The 17,562-nt window shown below is 72.6% G+C and carries 14 protein-coding genes; 7 read left to right on the top strand and 7 right to left on the bottom strand.

Annotation, left to right across the window (positions count from 1 at the left end):
- Positions 1–113: 113 nt before the first annotated feature.
- Complete coding sequence (locus tag OG746_RS44935) at positions 114–1,070, bottom strand: LysR family transcriptional regulator (protein WP_266725347.1); 957 nt, start codon at positions 1,068–1,070, stop codon at positions 114–116.
- Positions 1,071–1,278: 208 nt separating this feature from the next.
- Here OG746_RS44935 and OG746_RS44930 point away from each other — a divergent pair, with 208 nt between their 5' ends.
- Positions 1,279–4,443 (top strand): amidohydrolase family protein, encoded by a 3,165-nt coding sequence (locus OG746_RS44930; protein WP_266725345.1) that lies wholly within the window; start codon positions 1,279–1,281, stop codon positions 4,441–4,443.
- Positions 4,444–4,450: 7 nt separating this feature from the next.
- Here the strand turns inward: OG746_RS44930 and OG746_RS44925 are convergent, their stop codons facing one another.
- Together OG746_RS44925 and OG746_RS44920 are read right to left on the bottom strand one after the other, a co-directional pair.
- Positions 4,451–4,966, bottom strand: a complete 516-nt coding sequence (locus OG746_RS44925; protein WP_266725343.1) for a putative immunity protein — start codon at positions 4,964–4,966, stop codon at positions 4,451–4,453.
- 9 nt (positions 4,967–4,975) lie between these two features.
- A complete protein-coding gene (locus tag OG746_RS44920) occupies positions 4,976–5,353 on the bottom strand; it encodes a MerR family transcriptional regulator (protein ID WP_266725341.1) in 378 nt (125 codons plus the stop codon).
- Between the two features lie 72 nt (positions 5,354–5,425).
- On the opposite strand from OG746_RS44920, the gene OG746_RS44915 reads away from it, so the two are divergent.
- Positions 5,426–6,394 carry an alpha/beta hydrolase family protein gene (locus tag OG746_RS44915; RefSeq protein ID WP_266725339.1) on the top strand — a complete coding sequence of 323 codons (969 nt, stop codon included), beginning with the start codon at positions 5,426–5,428 and terminating at the stop codon, positions 6,392–6,394.
- A 34-nt stretch (positions 6,395–6,428) separates the two neighbouring features.
- Here the strand turns inward: OG746_RS44915 and OG746_RS44910 are convergent, their stop codons facing one another.
- Both OG746_RS44910 and OG746_RS44905 read right to left on the bottom strand, forming a co-directional pair.
- Positions 6,429–7,901 carry an amidase gene (locus OG746_RS44910; protein ID WP_266725337.1) on the bottom strand — a complete coding sequence of 491 codons (1,473 nt, stop codon included), beginning with the start codon at positions 7,899–7,901 and terminating at the stop codon, positions 6,429–6,431.
- Complete coding sequence (locus OG746_RS44905) at positions 7,898–8,905, bottom strand: D-2-hydroxyacid dehydrogenase (protein WP_266725335.1); 1,008 nt, start codon at positions 8,903–8,905, stop codon at positions 7,898–7,900. The genes OG746_RS44910 and OG746_RS44905 overlap by 4 nt, the downstream gene beginning before the upstream one ends.
- Before the next feature lie 371 nt (positions 8,906–9,276).
- Here OG746_RS44905 and OG746_RS44900 point away from each other — a divergent pair, with 371 nt between their 5' ends.
- The 5 genes from OG746_RS44900 (at position 9,277) to OG746_RS44880 (ending at position 15,516) form a co-directional block, all read left to right on the top strand.
- On the top strand, positions 9,277–10,179 hold the full coding sequence (locus tag OG746_RS44900) for a maleate cis-trans isomerase family protein (protein WP_266725333.1): 903 nt from the start codon (positions 9,277–9,279) through the stop codon (positions 10,177–10,179).
- Positions 10,180–10,300: 121 nt separating this feature from the next.
- Complete coding sequence (locus tag OG746_RS44895; protein ID WP_266725331.1) at positions 10,301–11,071, top strand: maleate cis-trans isomerase family protein; 771 nt, start codon at positions 10,301–10,303, stop codon at positions 11,069–11,071.
- Positions 11,072–11,107: 36 nt separating this feature from the next.
- A complete protein-coding gene (locus tag OG746_RS44890; RefSeq protein WP_266725329.1) occupies positions 11,108–11,806 on the top strand; it encodes a GntR family transcriptional regulator in 699 nt (232 codons plus the stop codon).
- 266 nt (positions 11,807–12,072) lie between these two features.
- A complete protein-coding gene (locus tag OG746_RS44885; RefSeq protein WP_266725327.1) occupies positions 12,073–14,415 on the top strand; it encodes a DHA2 family efflux MFS transporter permease subunit in 2,343 nt (780 codons plus the stop codon).
- A gap of 117 nt (positions 14,416–14,532) precedes the next feature.
- A complete protein-coding gene (locus tag OG746_RS44880) occupies positions 14,533–15,516 on the top strand; it encodes an Lrp/AsnC family transcriptional regulator (protein WP_266725325.1) in 984 nt (327 codons plus the stop codon).
- Here OG746_RS44880 and OG746_RS44875 read toward each other — a convergent pair.
- Positions 15,494–16,771, bottom strand: coding sequence for an MFS transporter (locus tag OG746_RS44875; protein ID WP_266725323.1), 1,278 nt, complete (start codon positions 16,769–16,771; stop codon positions 15,494–15,496). The genes OG746_RS44880 and OG746_RS44875 overlap by 23 nt on opposite strands.
- Before the next feature lie 43 nt (positions 16,772–16,814).
- Positions 16,815–17,486 (bottom strand): GntR family transcriptional regulator, encoded by a 672-nt coding sequence (locus OG746_RS44870; protein ID WP_266725321.1) that lies wholly within the window; start codon positions 17,484–17,486, stop codon positions 16,815–16,817.
- Between the last annotated feature and the right edge of the window lie 76 nt (positions 17,487–17,562).

The raw sequence follows: 17,562 nt of genomic DNA, 5'->3' as shown, positions 1-17,562 counted from the left end.
GTGTGGTGCGGGTGTGTGTGGTTCCCACCGCTCCTGCGCACCGTAGGGAGCACCCGTCGCCGGGGGGAATGCCCAGGTCAATAGAGCGTTCGACTGGCCACCATCAACGGCGTTTATGGTGCGATGCCGGCTGCCGCCCGGACCACGAGGTCGCGCAGCCAGCTGTGTGCGGGGTCCTCGTCGTGGCTCGCGTCCCACCACAGGTGTTCGTCCAACGGGTCGAGCGGGACCGGGCAGTTCAGTATGCGCAGGCCGTGCACGGAGGTCAGCGGCGCGGCGAGGCGCTCGGGCACGAGGGCCACCCTGCGGGTCCCCGCGACGAAGTCGGGCACGGCGCGGTAGCTCTCCACGCGGACGGCGATCCGCGGCCGGATACCGAGGGCGGTCAGCTGCCGGGTCGCCGGGGCGGCCGACGGATAGCCGTCGTCGCGGTGGTACGGCACGACCCACGGCTGCCGCGCCAGGTCCTCGATGCCGAACGCCCCGGCCTCGCACAGCGGGTTGCCCGCGGAGACCAGGCAGACCCAGCGGTCGGTGAAGAGCGGGACGGAGGCCACGCCCGGAGTGCGGAAGTGGCCGAGGGGCGGCGAGACCATGCCGTCGACGAGCCGGATGGTCTCTCCTGCGCCGCTGCCGATGGTCTCCCTGACGAGTTGCAGATGCAGCGCCGCGTGCGGCGCCTCCCGGTCGAAGAGACGGGACAGCGCGGGGCCCAGGACGCTCGCCGGGTAGTCGGCCATAAGGAGCGTGAACTCCCGTTCCGTGGTGGCCGGATCGAAGGCACGGCCGGTCGCGAAGAGCCGCTCGGCCGCCGCGCACACCGCCTCGGCCTGCCCGGCCAACTGCGCGGCGAGCGGCGTCAGCACGTAGGAGCCCTGGACCCGCACGAGCAGTTCGTCCCCGAAGTGCCGGCGCAGCCGGGACAGCGTGGCGCTGACGGCGGGCTGGGTGACGCCCAGCTGCCGGGCGGCGCGGGTGACGTTGCGCTCGCGCAGCAGAGCACGGAGGGTCACCAACAGGTTGAGGTCGAGGTTGGCAAGGTGCGCGGGGACCGGCTGACGGTGGCTCATGGGCGCCGTATTGTGCCGTAGCGATCCCGCCGGGTCACCAGGGCTTCCGCCCGACGGAAGGCTTTTCGGGGCCGGGTTCGCCGCTACGTGGAGCCGCGGCGGCAGCGCATTACTTTCACGTCACATCTACCGCGCGTGCGGACGCTGTGACGCGCGGTGTGCATAGCCTCCCGTCAACTGTTGCTGATCTTCGGGAGGTTGGACGACTGTGGCTTTCACACGCCGTGCTTTCGTCAAGCGGAGCGGCCTCGTCGCCGCCGGGACCGCGCTGGTCGGGTCGGGCGGCGCGGTGGCGTCCGCGCCGGGTGCGGCGGCCGCCGGGAGACGCGCGGCGGTCACGGTGACCGGGATGACCAACGGCTCGGCCGCGCTGTCGCCCGACGGCGGCACCGTCGTGTTCGACCTGCTCAATACGTTGTGGACGGTGCCGGCCGAGGGCGGCGACGCCGAGCGGCTGACCGGCGGCGCGCTGGAGGCCGTCGAGCCGGACTACTCGCCCGACGGCCGGCACATCGTGTTCTCCGCCTACACCGACGGTGGCTTCCATCTGTGGGTCGTCGGTGCCGATGGGCACGGACTGCGTCAACTCACCGACGGTGGCGACGATCACCGCGAGCCCTGCTGGTCCCCCGACGGCACGCGCATCGCCTGCGCCGTCGAGACCGGCAACCGCTATGCCGTCCACGTACTGTCCGCCGAAGGCGGCGAGCGCCGGGTCTGGACCGATGGCAGCGCACAGGAGGCACAGCCCGCCTGGGCCCCCGACGGCAAGTCCATCGTGTTCACCTCCGGCAAGGACAGCGCGCCGCAGACGATCGAACGGGTCGAGGCCGACGGCAGCCGCAAGGTCCTCGCGAAGGTGGACTCCGGCTTCGTCGCGGGCCCTTCCCTCTCCCCCGACGGCGGGCGGCTCGCCTACGTGCACCTGACCAGCGCCGGAACCTCCGTCGTCGTGGACGGCGACGCGGTCTCCGGCGCGGACGAGGACGTCTTCCCGTTGCCGGTGCGGTGGGTCGGCGCGGACGAGCTGCTGTACACGGCGGACGGGAAGATCCGGCGCCGCTCGCTCGGCAAGCAGGCGGTGAAGGACATTCCGTTCACGGCCGACGTGCAGGTGCCCACCATCGAGGAGCGCCCCACGGCCAGGGCCTTCGACTCCACGGCCGCCCGGCCCGTGCGCGGCGTCGTCGGGCCCGAACTCGCCCCGGACGGCAAGCGCGTGGCGTTCGCCGCGCTCGGTGACATCTGGTTGATGCGCCGCGGCGGCCGGCCCCGGGCGGTGGTCTCCGACGGACACCACAACACGTCGCCGACCTGGTCCCCCGACGGGGACTCCCTCGTGTACGTCAGCGACCGCTCCGGCACACAGGAACTGTGGCGGTGCACCCTTGCCGACGGCGGGACCCGGCGCCTGACCGACGTGGGCGGCGCGACGCTGCCCGCGGTCAGCCACGACGGGGCGGCCGTCGCCTTCGTCGCCGACTCCAGCGTGCACACCCTGGATGTGGAGAGCGGCGCCGTCCGCAAGGTCGTCGGACCGCTCAACTCGCCCGGCCGCCCCTCCTTCACCGCCGACGGCAGCCGTGTCTCGCTGGCGGCGCTCGCGCCCGTCACCCCGCGCTTCAGGGAGGGCCACAACCGCGTCCTCACCGTCGAACTCGCCACCGGCGAGGCGCGTTACAGCGATCCCGTTCCGGGTTCCTCGCTGGGCAATCGGGAGTACGCGGGCCCGGTGTACTCCCCCGACGGCAAGCACCTGGCCTGCGTCGTGGACGGCACCCTGCGCGTGGTGCCGGTGGACGCGGCCGGGCTTCCCGCGGGCAAGGCCCGCACCGTCAACAGCGAGAGCGCCGACTTCCCCTCCTTCAGCGGCGACGCACGCTCACTCCTGTACCTGTCGGCGGGCCGGCTGCGGATCGCGGACGCGCGCGGCGGACACGGCGCCGCGGTCCCCCTGGACCTGACATGGCGTCCGGCGAAGCCGACCGGGCGGACGGTGGTGCGCGTCGGCGCGCTGTGGGACGGCACCGGGTCCCGGCTTCGCCGCGACGTCGAGATCGTCCTCGACGGCGACCGTATCGCCGCGGTCCAAGAGGCCGGCACGACGGCCGTCCGTTCCGGGGACAAGGTGGTGAAGGCGGGTGAACTGACCGCGATACCCGGCATGATCGCCGCGCACGAGCACGGGCCGTGGGAGCTGGACGCGACGTCCCGGCTGTGGCTGGCGTTCGGGATCACCTCGGTGCGCTCACCCGGCAGCGGCCACTACCACCTGGTGGAGGCGAAGGAGGCCGTGGAGTCGGGGCGGCGGGTCGGGCCGCGGGTCTTCACGGCCGGCGAGCTGATCGACGGCTCCCGGGTGTACTACTCCTCGGCGCGGCCCGTGACCGACCGCGAGCAGCTGCGGCGCGAGCTGGACAAGCACGAGGCGCTCGGGCACGACCTGGTGAAGACATACGTCAGGCTGCCGTACGACATGCAGGCGGAGGCCATCGCCGGCGCCCACCGGCTCGGCCTGCCCGCCACCTCGCACTACCTGTTCGGGCCGCTGGCTCTCGGGGCCGACGGCGCCGAGCACGTGGGCGGCACCAGCCGCTACGGCCGCCGCCAGAAGGAGACCCACCTCGGGCACTCCTACGACGACGTCACGGCCCCGCTCATCGCCTCCGGCATGGCCTTCACCCCGACACTCGGCCTGTCCGGGCTCGGCCTGTCGTCGGTGCGGGCGGCGCTGTACCGGTACGCCGGGTGGGCCCTCGACGACGCGCGCCTGAAGGCGCTGCTGCCCACGGAGGCCTACGACGAGTTCCGCGACGGCGTGCGGGCCGCGCAGGCCGAGGAGCCCACGGCCGAACTCGGTTTCGTCGCCCGGCACGGGGCGACCGTGCGGCGCCTGATCGAGGGCGGGGCGCACGTCCATGTCGGCACGGACAGTCCCCTGGTGCCTCCGGCGGTCTACTACCACCTCAATGTGCAGGCCATGGTCCGCTACGGGGTCTCCCCCGCCGACGCCCTGCGCTCGGCGACCGCGGAGGGCGCCCGCACTCTGGGGGCGACGGCGCACCTGGGCACGATCGAGCCGGGCAAGTTGGCCGACCTGGTGCTGGTGGAGGGCGATCCGCTGAAGGACGTCACCGCCGCGGCGGCGGTCCGCACGGTGGTCGCCGGGGGCGTGGTGCACGACGTGTCCGACCTGGTCGCGGACGGGGCGCCTGCCTCGGCGAAGAGTGCGAAGAGCACGAAGGGTTCGGACGGTGCGGCCACCTCGCCGTCGATGCTGCGCAGCGCCTCCGCCGAGGACGTACCGCAAGGCCCCGTCCTCGAACGCTACTGGTGGCACCGGCCCGAGCACGCGGTGCACAGCTGCTGTTGACGCGGCGTCAGCAGTCGAAGACCGACCAGCAGATGTCGTTGCGCAGGCGCTGGTCGTCCAGGACGAGTGCACGGATGGCGTCCGGGAGCCGGTCGCGCTGCCATCGGCACTCGTCCCGGCCCGCCTTCTCGGCCTCGTCCTTGGGCGCCGCCGCGCGAACGGCCTTGATGGCGTAGGCCGCCGCGCCCAGCTCATGCGCGGCGACGTGCGCGACCACGGCGGCCTGTCCCGCGGCGAACGCCGCGTGGCGGGCCGGCCCGCTCAGCACCCGGGCCGCGGCCATGGCATGCCCGCCCGCCGACCGGGAGTCCGACATCCTGATCTCGCCGCGCGCCCACACCCTGACCTGCTCGATGGCCTGGCGAGGCCGTGGGTCGGCCGGCACCACGGCCTCGAACAGCGGCAGCACGTGCTCGGCGCAGTCGGCCGCCCACAGGGCCAGGAGGTGATGGTCGTCGTCCGTCAGCGTCCCTCCGCGGCGCAGCGTGATGAAGCGGGGGTCGCGGATCTGGGGAAGGATCACGGGCTCACATTACGGCGCCGATCCGCGGCAGGACCGGCCGGTGCGGAGGTTCTTCGTGGCGCCGGCGAGGACGGAGTCGAGGCGGCTGCGGGTGTCGGCCAACTCGGCGATCTTCTGGTCGATCTGGTCCCGCTCGGTCGACAGGCGGTCGAGCAGTTCGGGCGTGGCGTTGCCGTCGACGACGCGCGGCAGGAGCTCGACGATGGTGCGGCTCGACAGGCCGGCGGCGTAGAGCTGCTGGATGAGCAGGACCCGGTCGACCGCATCCTGCGCGTACAGCCGTTGCCCGCTGGGGCTGCGTTCCGCGGCGAGCAGGTCGTGCTCTTCGTAGTAGCGCAGCGCCCGGACGCTGACGCCGGTCCTGGCGGCGAGCTCTCCGATACGCACCCGTGCGCCTCCCTGGCCGGTCCGACGCCAGGCCTTGCCTCTGACGTCGACGTCAGGTTTTAGCGTACGCGCATGGACACCTTGGACCTCCCGGAATCCCGGGACAACGCACCCGCACCCACGCCCATCGTCTCGGTCAAGCCGGTGGTACTTCCTGCGCCGCACCACGACGGAGGCCTGCGCGTGCGCGTCACCGCGCCGGTGGCCGGGCGGGGCCTGCCGGTCGTTCTCCTCGCGCACGGCTTCGGCTCGTCGTTGGAGGGCTACGGGCCGCTGGCCGACCACTGGGCCGCGCACGGCTTCGTCGTCGTCCAGCCCACGCATCTCGACTCCAGGACGCTCGGCCTCGCGGCGGACGACCCGCGTGGGCCCCGGACCTGGCGGTATCGCGTCGAGGACATGAGGATCGTGCTCGATCACTTGGACGTGCTCGAAGCGGCCGTTCCCGGTCTGCGGGGCCGCTTGGATCAGGGGCGTATCGCTGTGGCCGGGCATTCCTTCGGCGGGCAGACGGCCGGCATGCTGCTCGGGCTGCGGGTCGGCGATCCGGTGACCGGGGTGGCGGAGGACCTGTCCGATCCACGCGTGCGGACAGGCGTGCTCCTTGCCACGGCCGGGAGCGGCGGCGACTCCCTGACGCCCTACGCCGCCGAGCACCTTCCCTGGCTGCGGCACCCGGATTTCACGCGGATGAGCGCTCCCGCGCTGGTCGTCGCGGGAGACAAGGACGAGCTGCCGATGACCGTCCGGGGCGCGGACTGGACGACGGACCCGTACACGCTCGGCCCCGGCGACAAGAGCCTGTTGACCCTGTTCGGGGCCGAGCACTTCCTCGGCGGCATCTCGGGATACGAGGCCGCGGAGACGACCGACGAGAACCCCGCGCACGTCGCCCTGGTCCGGCGCGTCACGACGGCCTACCTGCGCCATGCGCTCGACCTCGGCGACGCCGACTGGGCGGCGGCCCGGACCGAACTCACCGCGGGCGCCCACCCGTTGGGCCGCCTGGAATCCAAGGGCACGCCCGGAACCCCGTCCTGACGGCGCGTGTCGGGCCTCGCCGGGGGCTTGATGTTCAGCCGACCGGCGCCGTGTCCACCACCCCGGACCCGCGCAGCGCCGCGTGCAGCACCGCCGACGCGCGCAGCACCAACTCGTCGCCGTGGCGCGCCGCGACCAACTGCGCGCCCACCGGCAGGCCCGCTTCGGTCACGCCGCAGGGCACCGTGGAGGCCGGCTGCTGCGTGAGGTTGAAGGGGTACGTGAACGGGGTCCAGCCCGTCCACCGCTTGTGCCCGCTGCCGGCCGGCACCTCGACGCCCGCCTCGAACGCCGGGATCGGCACGGCGGGCGTGAGCAGCAGGTCGTACGTCTCGTGGAAGCGGCCCATGCGCACGCCGAGCGCCATGCGCGTGTCGACGGCGCCCAGGTAGTCGAGCGCGCTCTTCGCGGCGCCCTCGCGGCACGCCTCCTGGAGCCCGGCGTCCAGTTGGGCGAACTGATCGGCGCCCAGGTGCTCGACGACCTTGGCCGCGCCGGCGAACCACAGCGTGTGGTACGCCTCCACGGGGTCGGAGAAGCCCGGGTCGGCCTCTTCGACGTCCGCCCCGAGGTCGGCCAGGAGCCGGGCCACGGCGGCGACGCGCTCGGCGATCTGCGGGTCCACGGGGGCGCCCGCGAGGGTCGGGGCGTAGGCGATGCGCAGTCCGCGCAGGGAGCCGTCGGTGAGGGCCTCGGTGACGGCGGCCCGGTAGCTGCCGTGCGGGGCGTCGAGGGCCGACCAGTCGCGGCTGTCGAAGCCCGTGATGGCGTCCATCAGGAGGGCGGCGTCCTCGACGGTGCGGCTCATGGGCCCGGCGTGCGCAAGGGTGCCGAACGGGCTCGCCGGGTAGAGCGGGATCCGCCCGTACGTGGGCTTCATGCCGAAGATGCCGCAGAAGGCCGCCGGGATCCGCACCGAGCCGCCGCCGTCCGTGCCGATGGACAGCGGGGCCATGCCCGCGGCAACGGCCGACGCGCTGCCGCCCGACGAGCCGCCGGCCGTGGTCGACGGGTCCCACGGATTGCGGGTGACGCCGGTCAACGGGTTGTCGGTGACACCCTTCCAGCCGAACTCCGGCGTCGTCGTCTTGCCGACGAACACGGCGCCCTGTTCCCGCATCCGGGCGACGCACGGCGCGTCCTCGTCCCACTCGCGGTCGGCCGCGATGGACAGCGAGCCGCGCAGCGTGGGGTGGCCCTTGGTGAGCATCAGGTCCTTGATGGACGTCGGCACGCCGTCGAGGAGGCCGAGGGCCTCCCCACGCCGGCGGCGCTCCTCGCTCGCCCTCGCCTGCGCGAGCGCCTCGTCGCGGTCGACCAGACAGAACGCGTTGAGCTTGGGGTCGACGGACTCGATGCGGTCGAGCACGGAGACGGTGGCCTCGACCGGGGACAGGTCGCCGCTCTCGTAGGCGGCGAGCAGTTCGGTGGCGGTCAGCGCGTACGGCTCCTGGAGAGCGGGGGTGCTGGTGGCGGTCGCGGGGGTGGCGTCGGTCGTGCTCGTCATCGGGAGCCCTCCTCTGCTGCGGCCTGCGGGGCGTCCGCGACCGGTACGTAGCCCAGTTCCTTGTCCACGACATTGCGCAACGGGCGGCCCGCGCGCCAGCGCGTGAAGTTGTCCGCGAAGACCTCGGCGAGGTCGTCGAGCCAGGTGTCGGTGTCGGCCGACATGTGCGGGGAGACCAGCAGGTTGGGTGCGTCCCACAGCGGGTTGTCCGCGGGCAGCGGCTCCTCCCGGAACACGTCGAGCGCCGCGCCACCCAGTTGGCCCTCTTCCAGGGCGGAGAGCAGATCCTTCTCGACGACCATCGGGCCGCGCCCCACGTTGACGAAGCGGGCGCCGCGCTTCATTCGGGCGAAGGTGGCCGCGTCGAACAGGTCCTGGGTCTGCTCGGTCAGCGGCGCCGCGCAGACCACCCAGTCGGCGCGCGTGAGCAGCGCGTCGAGCTCGTCGAAGGCGTGCACCGTGCCGACTTCGGGGTCGCCCTCCCTGCGGGTGCGTCCGACCAGGTCGGTCTCGATGCCGAGCGCGCGCAGGGTGCGCACGACGGCGCGGCCGATGGGCCCGCCGCCGAGCACGACGGCGCGCGTCCCCCAGACCCGCTGGGTGACCCGGTGCCGCCAGACGTGGTCGCGCTGCCGGTCGTAGGTGCCGGCGAAGTCCTTCGCGAGGGCGATGATCTGGCCCGCGACGTACTCGGCGATGGGCTGTTCGAAGACGCCGCGCGAATTCGTCAGGATCGCGTCCGAGTCCCGCAGCGCGGGGAACATCAGCCGGTCGACGCCGGCGCTCGCGGTGTGCACCCAGCGCGGTCCGCCGTGTTCGGGCCAGGCACCGGGCAGCGCCTCGGTGCCGAACTCCCACACCAACAGCGCGTCGGCGTGCGGGAGTTCCGCGGCGAGACGGTCCTCGGGGATGCAGACGAGCTCGGCATGGTCGGCCACCTCCTCCAGGCCGTTCGGCCGGTGGTCGGCAAGCACCAGAACGCGGGATTTCTCGGTCTTCGGCACGGCGGTCCTTCTGGTCGCCCGACGAATGCGGCGACGATTGGAGCGGACGGTATGCGAGGTGCGGTACGAGGGTTGACCATGGAGGGACGAAGCCCCGTAAGGGCTGGGGAAGGGCCATCCCCTGGGCTGAATTCCCCGGCTCTTTACCGAGGCTTTCACCACGACGAACGAGCCGCCCCGCGTAGGGGATTGACACGCTAAGCAGCCGATCTTTACGTTGTCAACAATCTACAGGCGAACCGCGGGCCCACTCTGCTACCCGTGGACCGTCCGGCAAAACACCTCTCCCCCTCGCACCACCTGCCATTACACGTCCACCTCAGGCGTACGGACCGCTTCTCGTACGCGTGCAGCCACGAAGGGGCACTGCATTGGACATCACGACCTTCGGCGGACCCGTCCCGCAGCTCGGCATCGGCGTAGTCGCCCCGTTCGACTTCGCGCTCGATCGTGAGCTGTGGCGCTGGACCCCCGAGGAGATCTCCCTCCACCTGACCCGCACCCCGTACGTTCCCGTGGAGGTCAGCGTGGACATGGCTCGCTTGATCAGCGAGCACGAGACCCTGCACAACGCCGTCATGGCGCTCGACGCGGTACGGCCCGCGTCCTACGCGTACGCCTGCACATCCGGCAGCTTCGTCGGCGGCACCGCGCACGAACGTGCGATGTGCGTGTCCATGAGCGGCGCGGCCGGCGGCGCCCCCTCCGTCACCACATCCGGGGCGCTCCTCGAGGCCCTCGGCGAGCTGGGAGCGCGCCGCGTCAGCGTCATCACGCCGTACACCGCGTCGCTGACGGACTCGCTCGCCGACTTCTTGGGCGAGGCGGACGTGGACGTGGTCGGCCGCCAGTACATGGGCCTGACCGGGGAGATCTGGAAGGTCGGTTATCGCAACGTGGTGGAGCTGGCCCGCTCCGCGGACTTGACGAACGCCGACTGCCTCTTCATCAGCTGCACCAACCTGTCCACGTACGACGTGATCCCGCAGTTGGAGGCGGAGCTCAGGATCCCGGTGATCTCCGCGAACCAGGTCACGATGTGGTCCGCGCTGCGGCACGCGGGAGCCGGCGCGGCGGGTGACTACCAGTCGCTGATCGACCCGGCGGCCCGTGCGGCGCTCGCGCCCTACCTCGGACGGGGCATCGCTCCCCCGCCGCCCGCCGCCGCGGCGGCCGTCGTGCGGGAGGCCGCCGACTGGGAGCAGATCGCCGCTCCCGAGCCGACCGCGGCCGCTCCCCCGGACGAGCCGATCGCGGACCTCGACCTCGGCTGACCCCCTGGGCCCCGGCCCCTGAGCAGCGCCACACCCGTGGCGCTGCTGCTCTTCGTACTGTCAACAATCTACATTTGACCGGATTCCCGGTACACTGCCTGCACGAAAGGACGTCGAAAGCATGAGCGAGAAGACCACCCGAGTCGGGTTCCTGTACCCCGGATTCTCCGCAGAGGACGACTACCCGCGCCTCGAGCGGATGATCGGCGGCGGAGCCCGGCTCACGCTCGTCCACACGGACATCGGCGTGGACGCGCACCGGGTGGACGACCTCCTGGAGATGGGTTCCACACACCGTCTCAAGGCGGCACTCGGTGAGCTGCTCGCCCAGCCGCAGGACGTGGTGATCTGGTCGTGCACCAGCGCCAGCTTCATCTTCGGCCCCGAGGGCGCCCGCAAGCAGGTCGCCGAACTCGCCGAGGCGGCGGGCCTTCCGGTCGAGCGGGCCTCCTCCACGTCCTTCGCGTTCGCGCACGCCGTCCAGGCGCTCGGGGTGCGCCGCCTGGCGATCGCCGCGACGTACCCGGACGACGTGGCGGGCTACTTCGTCCGGTTCCTCGAGCACCACGGCTCCGAGGTCGTCTCGGTGTCGGGGCAGGGCATCATCACCGCCGCCGAGGTCGGCACGCTGGGCCGCGAGCAGGTCATCGAACTGGCGCGGGACAACGACCACCCGGACGCCGAGGCGATCCTGCTGCCGGACACGGCGCTGCACAGCGCCGCCTGGCTCGACGACCTCGAGGAGGCCGTCGGCAAGCCCGTCCTGACGGCCAACCAGGTCACCGCCTGGGAAGGCCTGCGACTCGCGGGCGACGAGACGCCGCGCGAGGGCCTCGGCTCGCTGTTCCGGCTCTCCCGCACACCCCATTCCCCGACCCCCGCGACCGCCTGAGGCGGCGGCCGCGCTGATCAGAGGACCGAACTTAATATGGCCACTGCGAAAACGCTGCGACCGGTCAAGCGTGAACCCGCGGCGACCGTCATCGCCGCCCGGCTCACCGAAGCGATCATGGACGGCACCCTGGCGCCGGGCACCCAGCTCGGCGAGGCCGAGCTGGCGGGCCAGCTCGGCGTGAGCCGGGGTCCGCTGCGCGAGGCACTGCAACGCCTCGTGCAGCAGGGCATCGCCGTCAGTGCACCGCATCGCGGCGTCTTCGTGACCCGCCTCGACGAGGACGACGTGCGCGACATCTATCTGGCGCGCACCGCCATGGAGTCCGCGGCCTGCCGGCTCGTGCTGCAGCAGGACCCGCAGACCACCGCGAACCATCTGGAGAAGGTGCACCGCAGGATGGAGTCGGCGGCGCGGCGCGGCAACGAGGCGGCGCTGAGCGCCGCCGACATGGACTTCCACCAGGTGCTCGTCGAGGAGTCCGGCAGCCCGCGCCTGCAGCGCATCGCGCAGACCCTGTTCGTGGAGACGCGGATGTGCCTGTCGGTCCTCACCGACGACCACCCCGATCCGGACGCGCTGGTCGAGGAGCACGCGGAGCTGATCGAGGCGATGCGCGACGAGGACGAGGACCGCCTCCTCATGCTCCTCGACGCGCACATGCAGGACGCGGTCACCCGGCTCACGGGCGAGGCCGCGCAGGTGGCGGCCGAACCGGACGCGGTGGCGGGCTGACCCGCCGCGCGCACGAGCGTCCACGGCCCCTGGCGACCTGTCGCCGGGGGCCTTTCGTGTGTCCGAAGGTTCGCGTGAAGTTCGTGTGTCCAGAAGAGGTGCGCACGCATGGCCTGCGGCTTGTCGGAAATCCGTGGATCCGGGCACCCCGGCATCGGTTTTCCGGGGTTCGGCGACCCTGGCTGGCCCCGATGCCGCCCGAGGACGGAGGGTTCACCAGGTCGGAAAGTCGAGCGCGGCGCACTGCGCCGCAGGAGAGGGTCTTCGTGAACGTGGCGACAACGGCGAACGGAACACAGGAGCGGCGGGCCGTCACCCTCGTCATGGCCTGTGTCGGGGTGTTCGTCGCCTATCTGCCGGTGACCTCCGTGTCGGTGAGTCTCCCGGCGATCCAGCGCGCGCTGGGCGCGTCCACCTCGGAGCTGTCGTGGGTGTCGGACGCGTTCGTCCTGCCGATGGCGGCGCTCATCCTGACGGCGGGCGTGTTCGGCGATGTGCACGGGCGCAAGAAGGTGTTCCAGGCGGGCCTGGCGTTCACCGCCATCGGCGCCGCGACGGCGCTGTGCGCGCAGTCGGTCGAGGTGGTGTGGGTCGGTCAGGCGCTGGCCGGGATCGGCGCGGCGGCTCTGCTGCCGACGACGCTGGCGATGATCAGCCAGGCCGTGCCCGATCCGCGTGAGCGCGGCAAGTTCGTCGGCCTGTGGGCGTCGTCCCTGATGGCGGCGCTGGCCGTCGGCCCGCTCATCTCGGGCGTGATCCTGGCCCACCAGGAGTGGCGCTGGATCTATCTGCCGTCCATACCCGTGGCGCTGCTGGCCATGGCGGTCGCCGCCCGGCTTGTGACGGAGTCCCGCGCCCCACATGCCCGAGCGCTCGACTGGCCGGGGCAGATCACCGCCACCGTCGCCATCACGGCGCTCGTGTACGGGGTGATCGAGGGTGGCGCCGGCTCCTTCACGGACACCCGCGTGCTGGTGGCGCTGGGGCTCGCCGTGGTCGGCCTGATCGCCTTCGTCGTCTTCGAGCGGCGCAGCGCCAGTCCGATGCTCGACCTGGGGCTCTTCCGCAGCGCGGGATTCAGCGCGACGAGCCTGATCGCGATGATCACCTTCATGGGGCTCATCGGGTTCTTCTTCGTGCTCAGCCTCTACTTCGGGATGGTGCAGCAGCTCGACACCCTCGACGCCGGGTACCGGCTGCTGATGGTGACCGGGGTGTGCTTCTTCGTCGGTCCGGTGGCCGGGCGTGTGATGCACCGGATCTCGCCGCGCGTGCTGATCAGCGTCGGTCTGCTGTGCGCGGCTGGTGCGCTGTTCTCCCTTACGTCGCTCACCGCCGACACCTCGTTCGGCCCGATGGCCTGGCGTCTTGCCCTGCTCGGGCTCGGGATGGGTCTCGTCGTCACGCCCATGACGGCGACCGCCGTGTCCTCCGTGCCGCATCACCTGGCGGGCATGGCCGCCGCCGGGAACAACGCGCTGCGGCAGGTGGGCGGCGCGCTCGGTCCGGCGATCCTCGGCGCGCTGCTCACGTCGAAGTCCACCGGGTCGCTGGGCGAGCACCTGGCCGATGCCGGGGTCACCGGGTCCGCGGCGGAGCGGGTCGTCGGTGCGGCCGAGGCGCAGGGGCTCGGGGCGGTCGCCCAGCTGGATCTCGGGGCGGACCGTGGGCGGGCGCTCGGTGCGCTGTCCGAGTCGTTCCTCGACGGGATGCAGCTGTGCCTGATCGTGGCCGGTTCGCTGGCCGTGCTCGCGGCGCTGGTCGGTGCGGTGCTGCTGCGACGGCCCAAGTCGGCGCCTCGGACCGCACCTGCACCTGAGCCGGTCGAAGCGGTGGACGCCACCGAGCCCGCTCTGTCCGGCACCGTGCGCGACGCGGCGGGCGCGGGCCTGGCGGGTGCCGTGCTCACCCTCATCTCGCCCACGGGCCGGCAGCTCGCGCGCGCCGTCGCCGGGGCCGACGGGCACTACCGCCTGCCGGTTCCCGGGCCCGGCGCCCATGTGCTGATCACGACGGCGGACGGCCACCACCCGCACGCGACGAACCTCGTCCTGGCCGACCGTCCGACGGAGCACGACATCCTGCTGTCCGGCGCGGGCAGCATGACCGGAAAGGTCGTCGGCGCGGACGACGGGCTCCCCCTCGCGCATGCCGTCGTCACCGTGACGGACGCCCGCGGCGACGTCCTGGCGACCGGCATGACCGACGCGTCGGGGAGCTACGTCTTCGGGGACATCGCCGAGGGCGAGATCACGATCTCCGTGACGGCCGAAGGATTCCGGCCGACCGCCGTCGCGGCGCAGGCCGCCAAGTCCGCCACCGTCCAGCCGGACATCGCGCTCCGGCCGGGCGTCCGCCTGGAGGGTCGGATCCGTACGAAGGCGGAGCTCCGCCCGCTGTCGGACGCACGCGTGACGCTGCTGGACGCGGCCGGGAACGTGGTGGGCACCTCGACCACCGGCTCCGACGGCGCGTACGCCTTCGGCGATCTGGACGCGGGTGAGTACTCGCTGGTCGCCAGCGGGTACCCGGCCTCGACCCGGGCGGTGTCCGTGAACGGCCGCGCGGTGGAGGCACTCGACCTGGACCTGGCGCACCCGCACGGCTGAGGGGAAACGGACGAGCCCGGGACCGCGTGACACGGTCCCGGGCTCGTCCGTTTTCGCAGGGTGCCGCCGCCCGCCGCAACTCCAACTCCTTTACGATCACGCGTACGCCCATCAGTCATGACCACGCCCCCGGAGCCGCACGTGCTCGACGCACTCGACCTGCAGTTGCTGCAGGCCCTGCAGCTCGACGGGCGGGCCCCGTTCAGCCGGATCGCGGCCGTCCTCGGTGTCTCGGACCAGACCGTCGCCCGCCGGTTCCGGCGGCTGCGCGGGAGCGTGGGCCTGCGGGTCCTCGGCGTCACCGACGAGGCGCTGCTCGGGCGCAGCAGCTGGCTGGTCCGGCTGCGCTGTGCGCCGGACGGGGCGGAGCAGTTGGCGGGCGCCCTCGCGCGGCGCCCCGACACGTCGTACGTGGGTCTGCTCTCCGGGGGCACGGAAGTGCTGTGCTCGATCAGGCCGCGCGGCGGGCAGGAGGACGAGCTGCTCCTGGCCCGTCTCCAGCGCACGCCGCTCGTCACGTCGGCGACCGCGCAGTGCGTTCTGCACCCCTTCTACGGCGGCCCGGTCGGCTGGCTCAACAAGATCAACGCGCTCGACGCGGAGCAGGAGGCGGCGCTGCGGGCGCCGTCCGCCGAACCGTCCGCTCCGACCCCGGTGCCCGACGAGGTCGACGAGACCCTCCTGGCCCTGCTCCGCCGGGACGGCCGGGTGGCGCTCACCGAACTCCAGGCGGCCACCGGCCAGTCGGAGTCGGTCGTCAAGCGCCGCCTGGACCGGCTGCGCTCGAGCGGCGTCCTCTACTTCGACGTACAGCACACCCACGAACTGCTCGGCCGCTCCGTCATGGCGGCGCTGTGGCTGACCGTCGCCCCGTCCGCGCTGGCCTCCGTGGGCGAGTCCCTCGCGGCGCACCCGGAGGTCCGGTTCGCCGCGGCGGTGACCGGGGTGGCCGGGGTGTTCGCCGCGACCGTGCACCGCGACACCCGCGAGCTGTACACGTACGTGAGCGAGGGCATCGGGGCGCTCTCCGGCGTGCAGTCCGTGGAGAGCGCCCTCTTCGTGCGACAGGTCAAGCAGCTCACGTACGAGCCGGGCCGCTGACCTCCCGGGTGGCACGCCCGCCGACGGTGACCAGCACGAGACAGGCGAGGGCGACGACGGCGATTGCGCCGAGCATCACCGAGTAGGGCAGCCACGCCGACAGCGTCGCGAGGACAGTGGGCAGCAGGAACCCGGAGTAGGCGAGGGTGTAGTAGATGCCGGTCAGGCCCGCGAGGTCGTCGGGCCCCGCCATCCGCTGGATCTCCAGGAGCCCGGAGACGACGGCGATGCCGTATCCGGCGCCGAGCGCGACGGCTGCGGCCGCCGCCAGCCACGGTGACAGCACGGCGGAGTTGACGGCGCACAGCACGGTGCCGAGCAGCATGACGGACATGGCCGCGACCGGCGCCCGTCCGCCGCGCGGGCCCTTTTGGCTGTCGAGCTTCTTGGCCAGTGGCTGCACGGCGGCGCCGGTGCCCAGGGTCAGGACCGTGAGCGCGGTCGCGTAGGCGAGGCCCCAGTGCCCGACACGGTTGTCGACGAGCTGGGGCATGACGGCGTACGCCAGTCCCGCCGCGCCGAACACCCACGGTGCCATCGGGAGCACCACCCAGCGGAAGCGGCGGCGGGCGGGGGCGGGGATGCGCAGGTCGGCGGCGAGGTCACCGAGCAGCGCGCGGAGCGAGCCCGCCGCGCCGCGCACCGCGGTCCGCGTCTCCGGGATGCGCAGCAGGAGCACCGGGACCGCGGCGGTGAGCGCGATGTGGACGACGTACGGCATCACCATCGGCCAGGGGCCCCACTGGGCCAGAGCGCCGGCGACGCCCGCGCCGAGGGCGAAGCCGGCCGTCTGGCACAGGGAGGCGCGGCGCGCGGCGGCCCCGGTGTCCGCCCCGGTCGACAGTTCCTTGACCCAGCTGCTGCCGACTGCCATGGCGATGCCGACGGCGACGCCGGTCATCAGACGGCCTACGTAGATGGGCCAGGCGCTGTGTTCGCCGAAGCACAGGACGAGGCTCGCGAGGATGGAGGCGAGGGTTCCGGCGATCATCACCGGGCGCCGGCCGCGCCGGTCGGATATCGGCCCGGCGAGCAGCAGGCCGGGGACGAGTCCGACGACGTAGGCGCCGAGGAAGGCGTCGACGCTGAGTGTCGAATAGCCGCCCAGTTCGCGGTACATGAGCAGGAGCGGCGTGAACTGGTTGCCGCCCCAGCCGCAGACGAACATCGCCGCGGCGACGGTCATCCACTGGCCGGACCGGACGGGAGCAGCCGCTGGTTCGGCCGGCTGCTGGGTGGTGTGCGTGTCGAGCATGATGAGGGCAGGGCTCTTTCAGGGGTGGGTGGTGCGGGTTTGTTCAGTGCTGGTGGCCGTGTGTGGCGGCCAGGTGGGCGCGCAGGGCCTCGGCGAACGCGGCGCCGTCCCGGGCTCCGAGTTGGTCGAGCAGCGCCTCGTGCTCGTCGGCGAGGCCGGGCAGCCGCTCGGGCCGATGGCCGAGCGCGGAGACGCTCATGCGGCGTTGCCGGTCGCCGAGGGTCTCGTAGAAGCGGGCGGCGATCCCGTTCCCCGAGGCCTCCACGACACCGCGGTGGAAGGCCTCGTCGGCGACGGCGAAGGCACGTACGTCACCCTCTGCCGCCAACTCCCGCTGGCGGACGATGAGTTCACGCAGCCGCTGTTCGTGCTCGGGGGCGAGGCCGACGCGCGCGATGCGTTCGGCGGCGGACTGCTCGACGGCCTGCCGCATCTCCAGGACGTCCGCCGCTTCCCCCGGCGGGACGGGTACGACGACGGCGCCGCGCTTGGGATGCAGCGTCAGCAGCTCCTCGGACTCGAGCCGCAGGAACGCCTCCCGTACGGGAGTCCGGCTCACCTGCACGCGCTCGGCGATCTCCCCCTCGCTGATGAGGCTGCCGCCGGGGAGCTCGCCGGTGAGGATCAGCTCCTTGGTGACCGCGTAGACCGTGGTGGCCGCCGAGGCGGGTTTCGCGTGCTGGGGCGGGGACTGCTGGGGCTGTGTCCGGGGCATGCCTGGACCCTAACAGGCATAGATACAAGCTTGTATCTATGTCCCCTCCCCTGCCTTCGGACGGCCCGCCGCAGGC

It is taken from the genome of Streptomyces sp. NBC_01016 (assembly GCF_026341035.1).
In the GTDB taxonomy this organism is placed as follows: domain Bacteria; phylum Actinomycetota; class Actinomycetes; order Streptomycetales; family Streptomycetaceae; genus Streptomyces.
Note: the sequence above shows the minus strand (reverse complement) of the source record. Positions and strands in the feature narration are given on the sequence as shown.

What these genes read in the sequence shown, in the direction of transcription:
- OG746_RS44910 (WP_266725337.1), bottom strand. Translation starts at nt 7,901, where the DNA reads ATGACGAGCACGACCGACGCCACCCCCGCGACCGCCACCAGCACCCCC.
- OG746_RS44915 (WP_266725339.1), top strand. Translation starts at nt 5,426, where the DNA reads ATGGACACCTTGGACCTCCCGGAATCCCGGGACAACGCACCCGCACCC.
- OG746_RS44870 (WP_266725321.1), bottom strand. Translation starts at nt 17,486, where the DNA reads ATGCCCCGGACACAGCCCCAGCAGTCCCCGCCCCAGCACGCGAAACCC.
- OG746_RS44895 (WP_266725331.1), top strand. Translation starts at nt 10,301, where the DNA reads ATGAGCGAGAAGACCACCCGAGTCGGGTTCCTGTACCCCGGATTCTCC.
- OG746_RS44875 (WP_266725323.1), bottom strand. Translation starts at nt 16,771, where the DNA reads ATGCTCGACACGCACACCACCCAGCAGCCGGCCGAACCAGCGGCTGCT.
- OG746_RS44935 (WP_266725347.1), bottom strand. Translation starts at nt 1,070, where the DNA reads ATGAGCCACCGTCAGCCGGTCCCCGCGCACCTTGCCAACCTCGACCTC.
- OG746_RS44890 (WP_266725329.1), top strand. Translation starts at nt 11,108, where the DNA reads ATGGCCACTGCGAAAACGCTGCGACCGGTCAAGCGTGAACCCGCGGCG.
- OG746_RS44880 (WP_266725325.1), top strand. Translation starts at nt 14,533, where the DNA reads ATGACCACGCCCCCGGAGCCGCACGTGCTCGACGCACTCGACCTGCAG.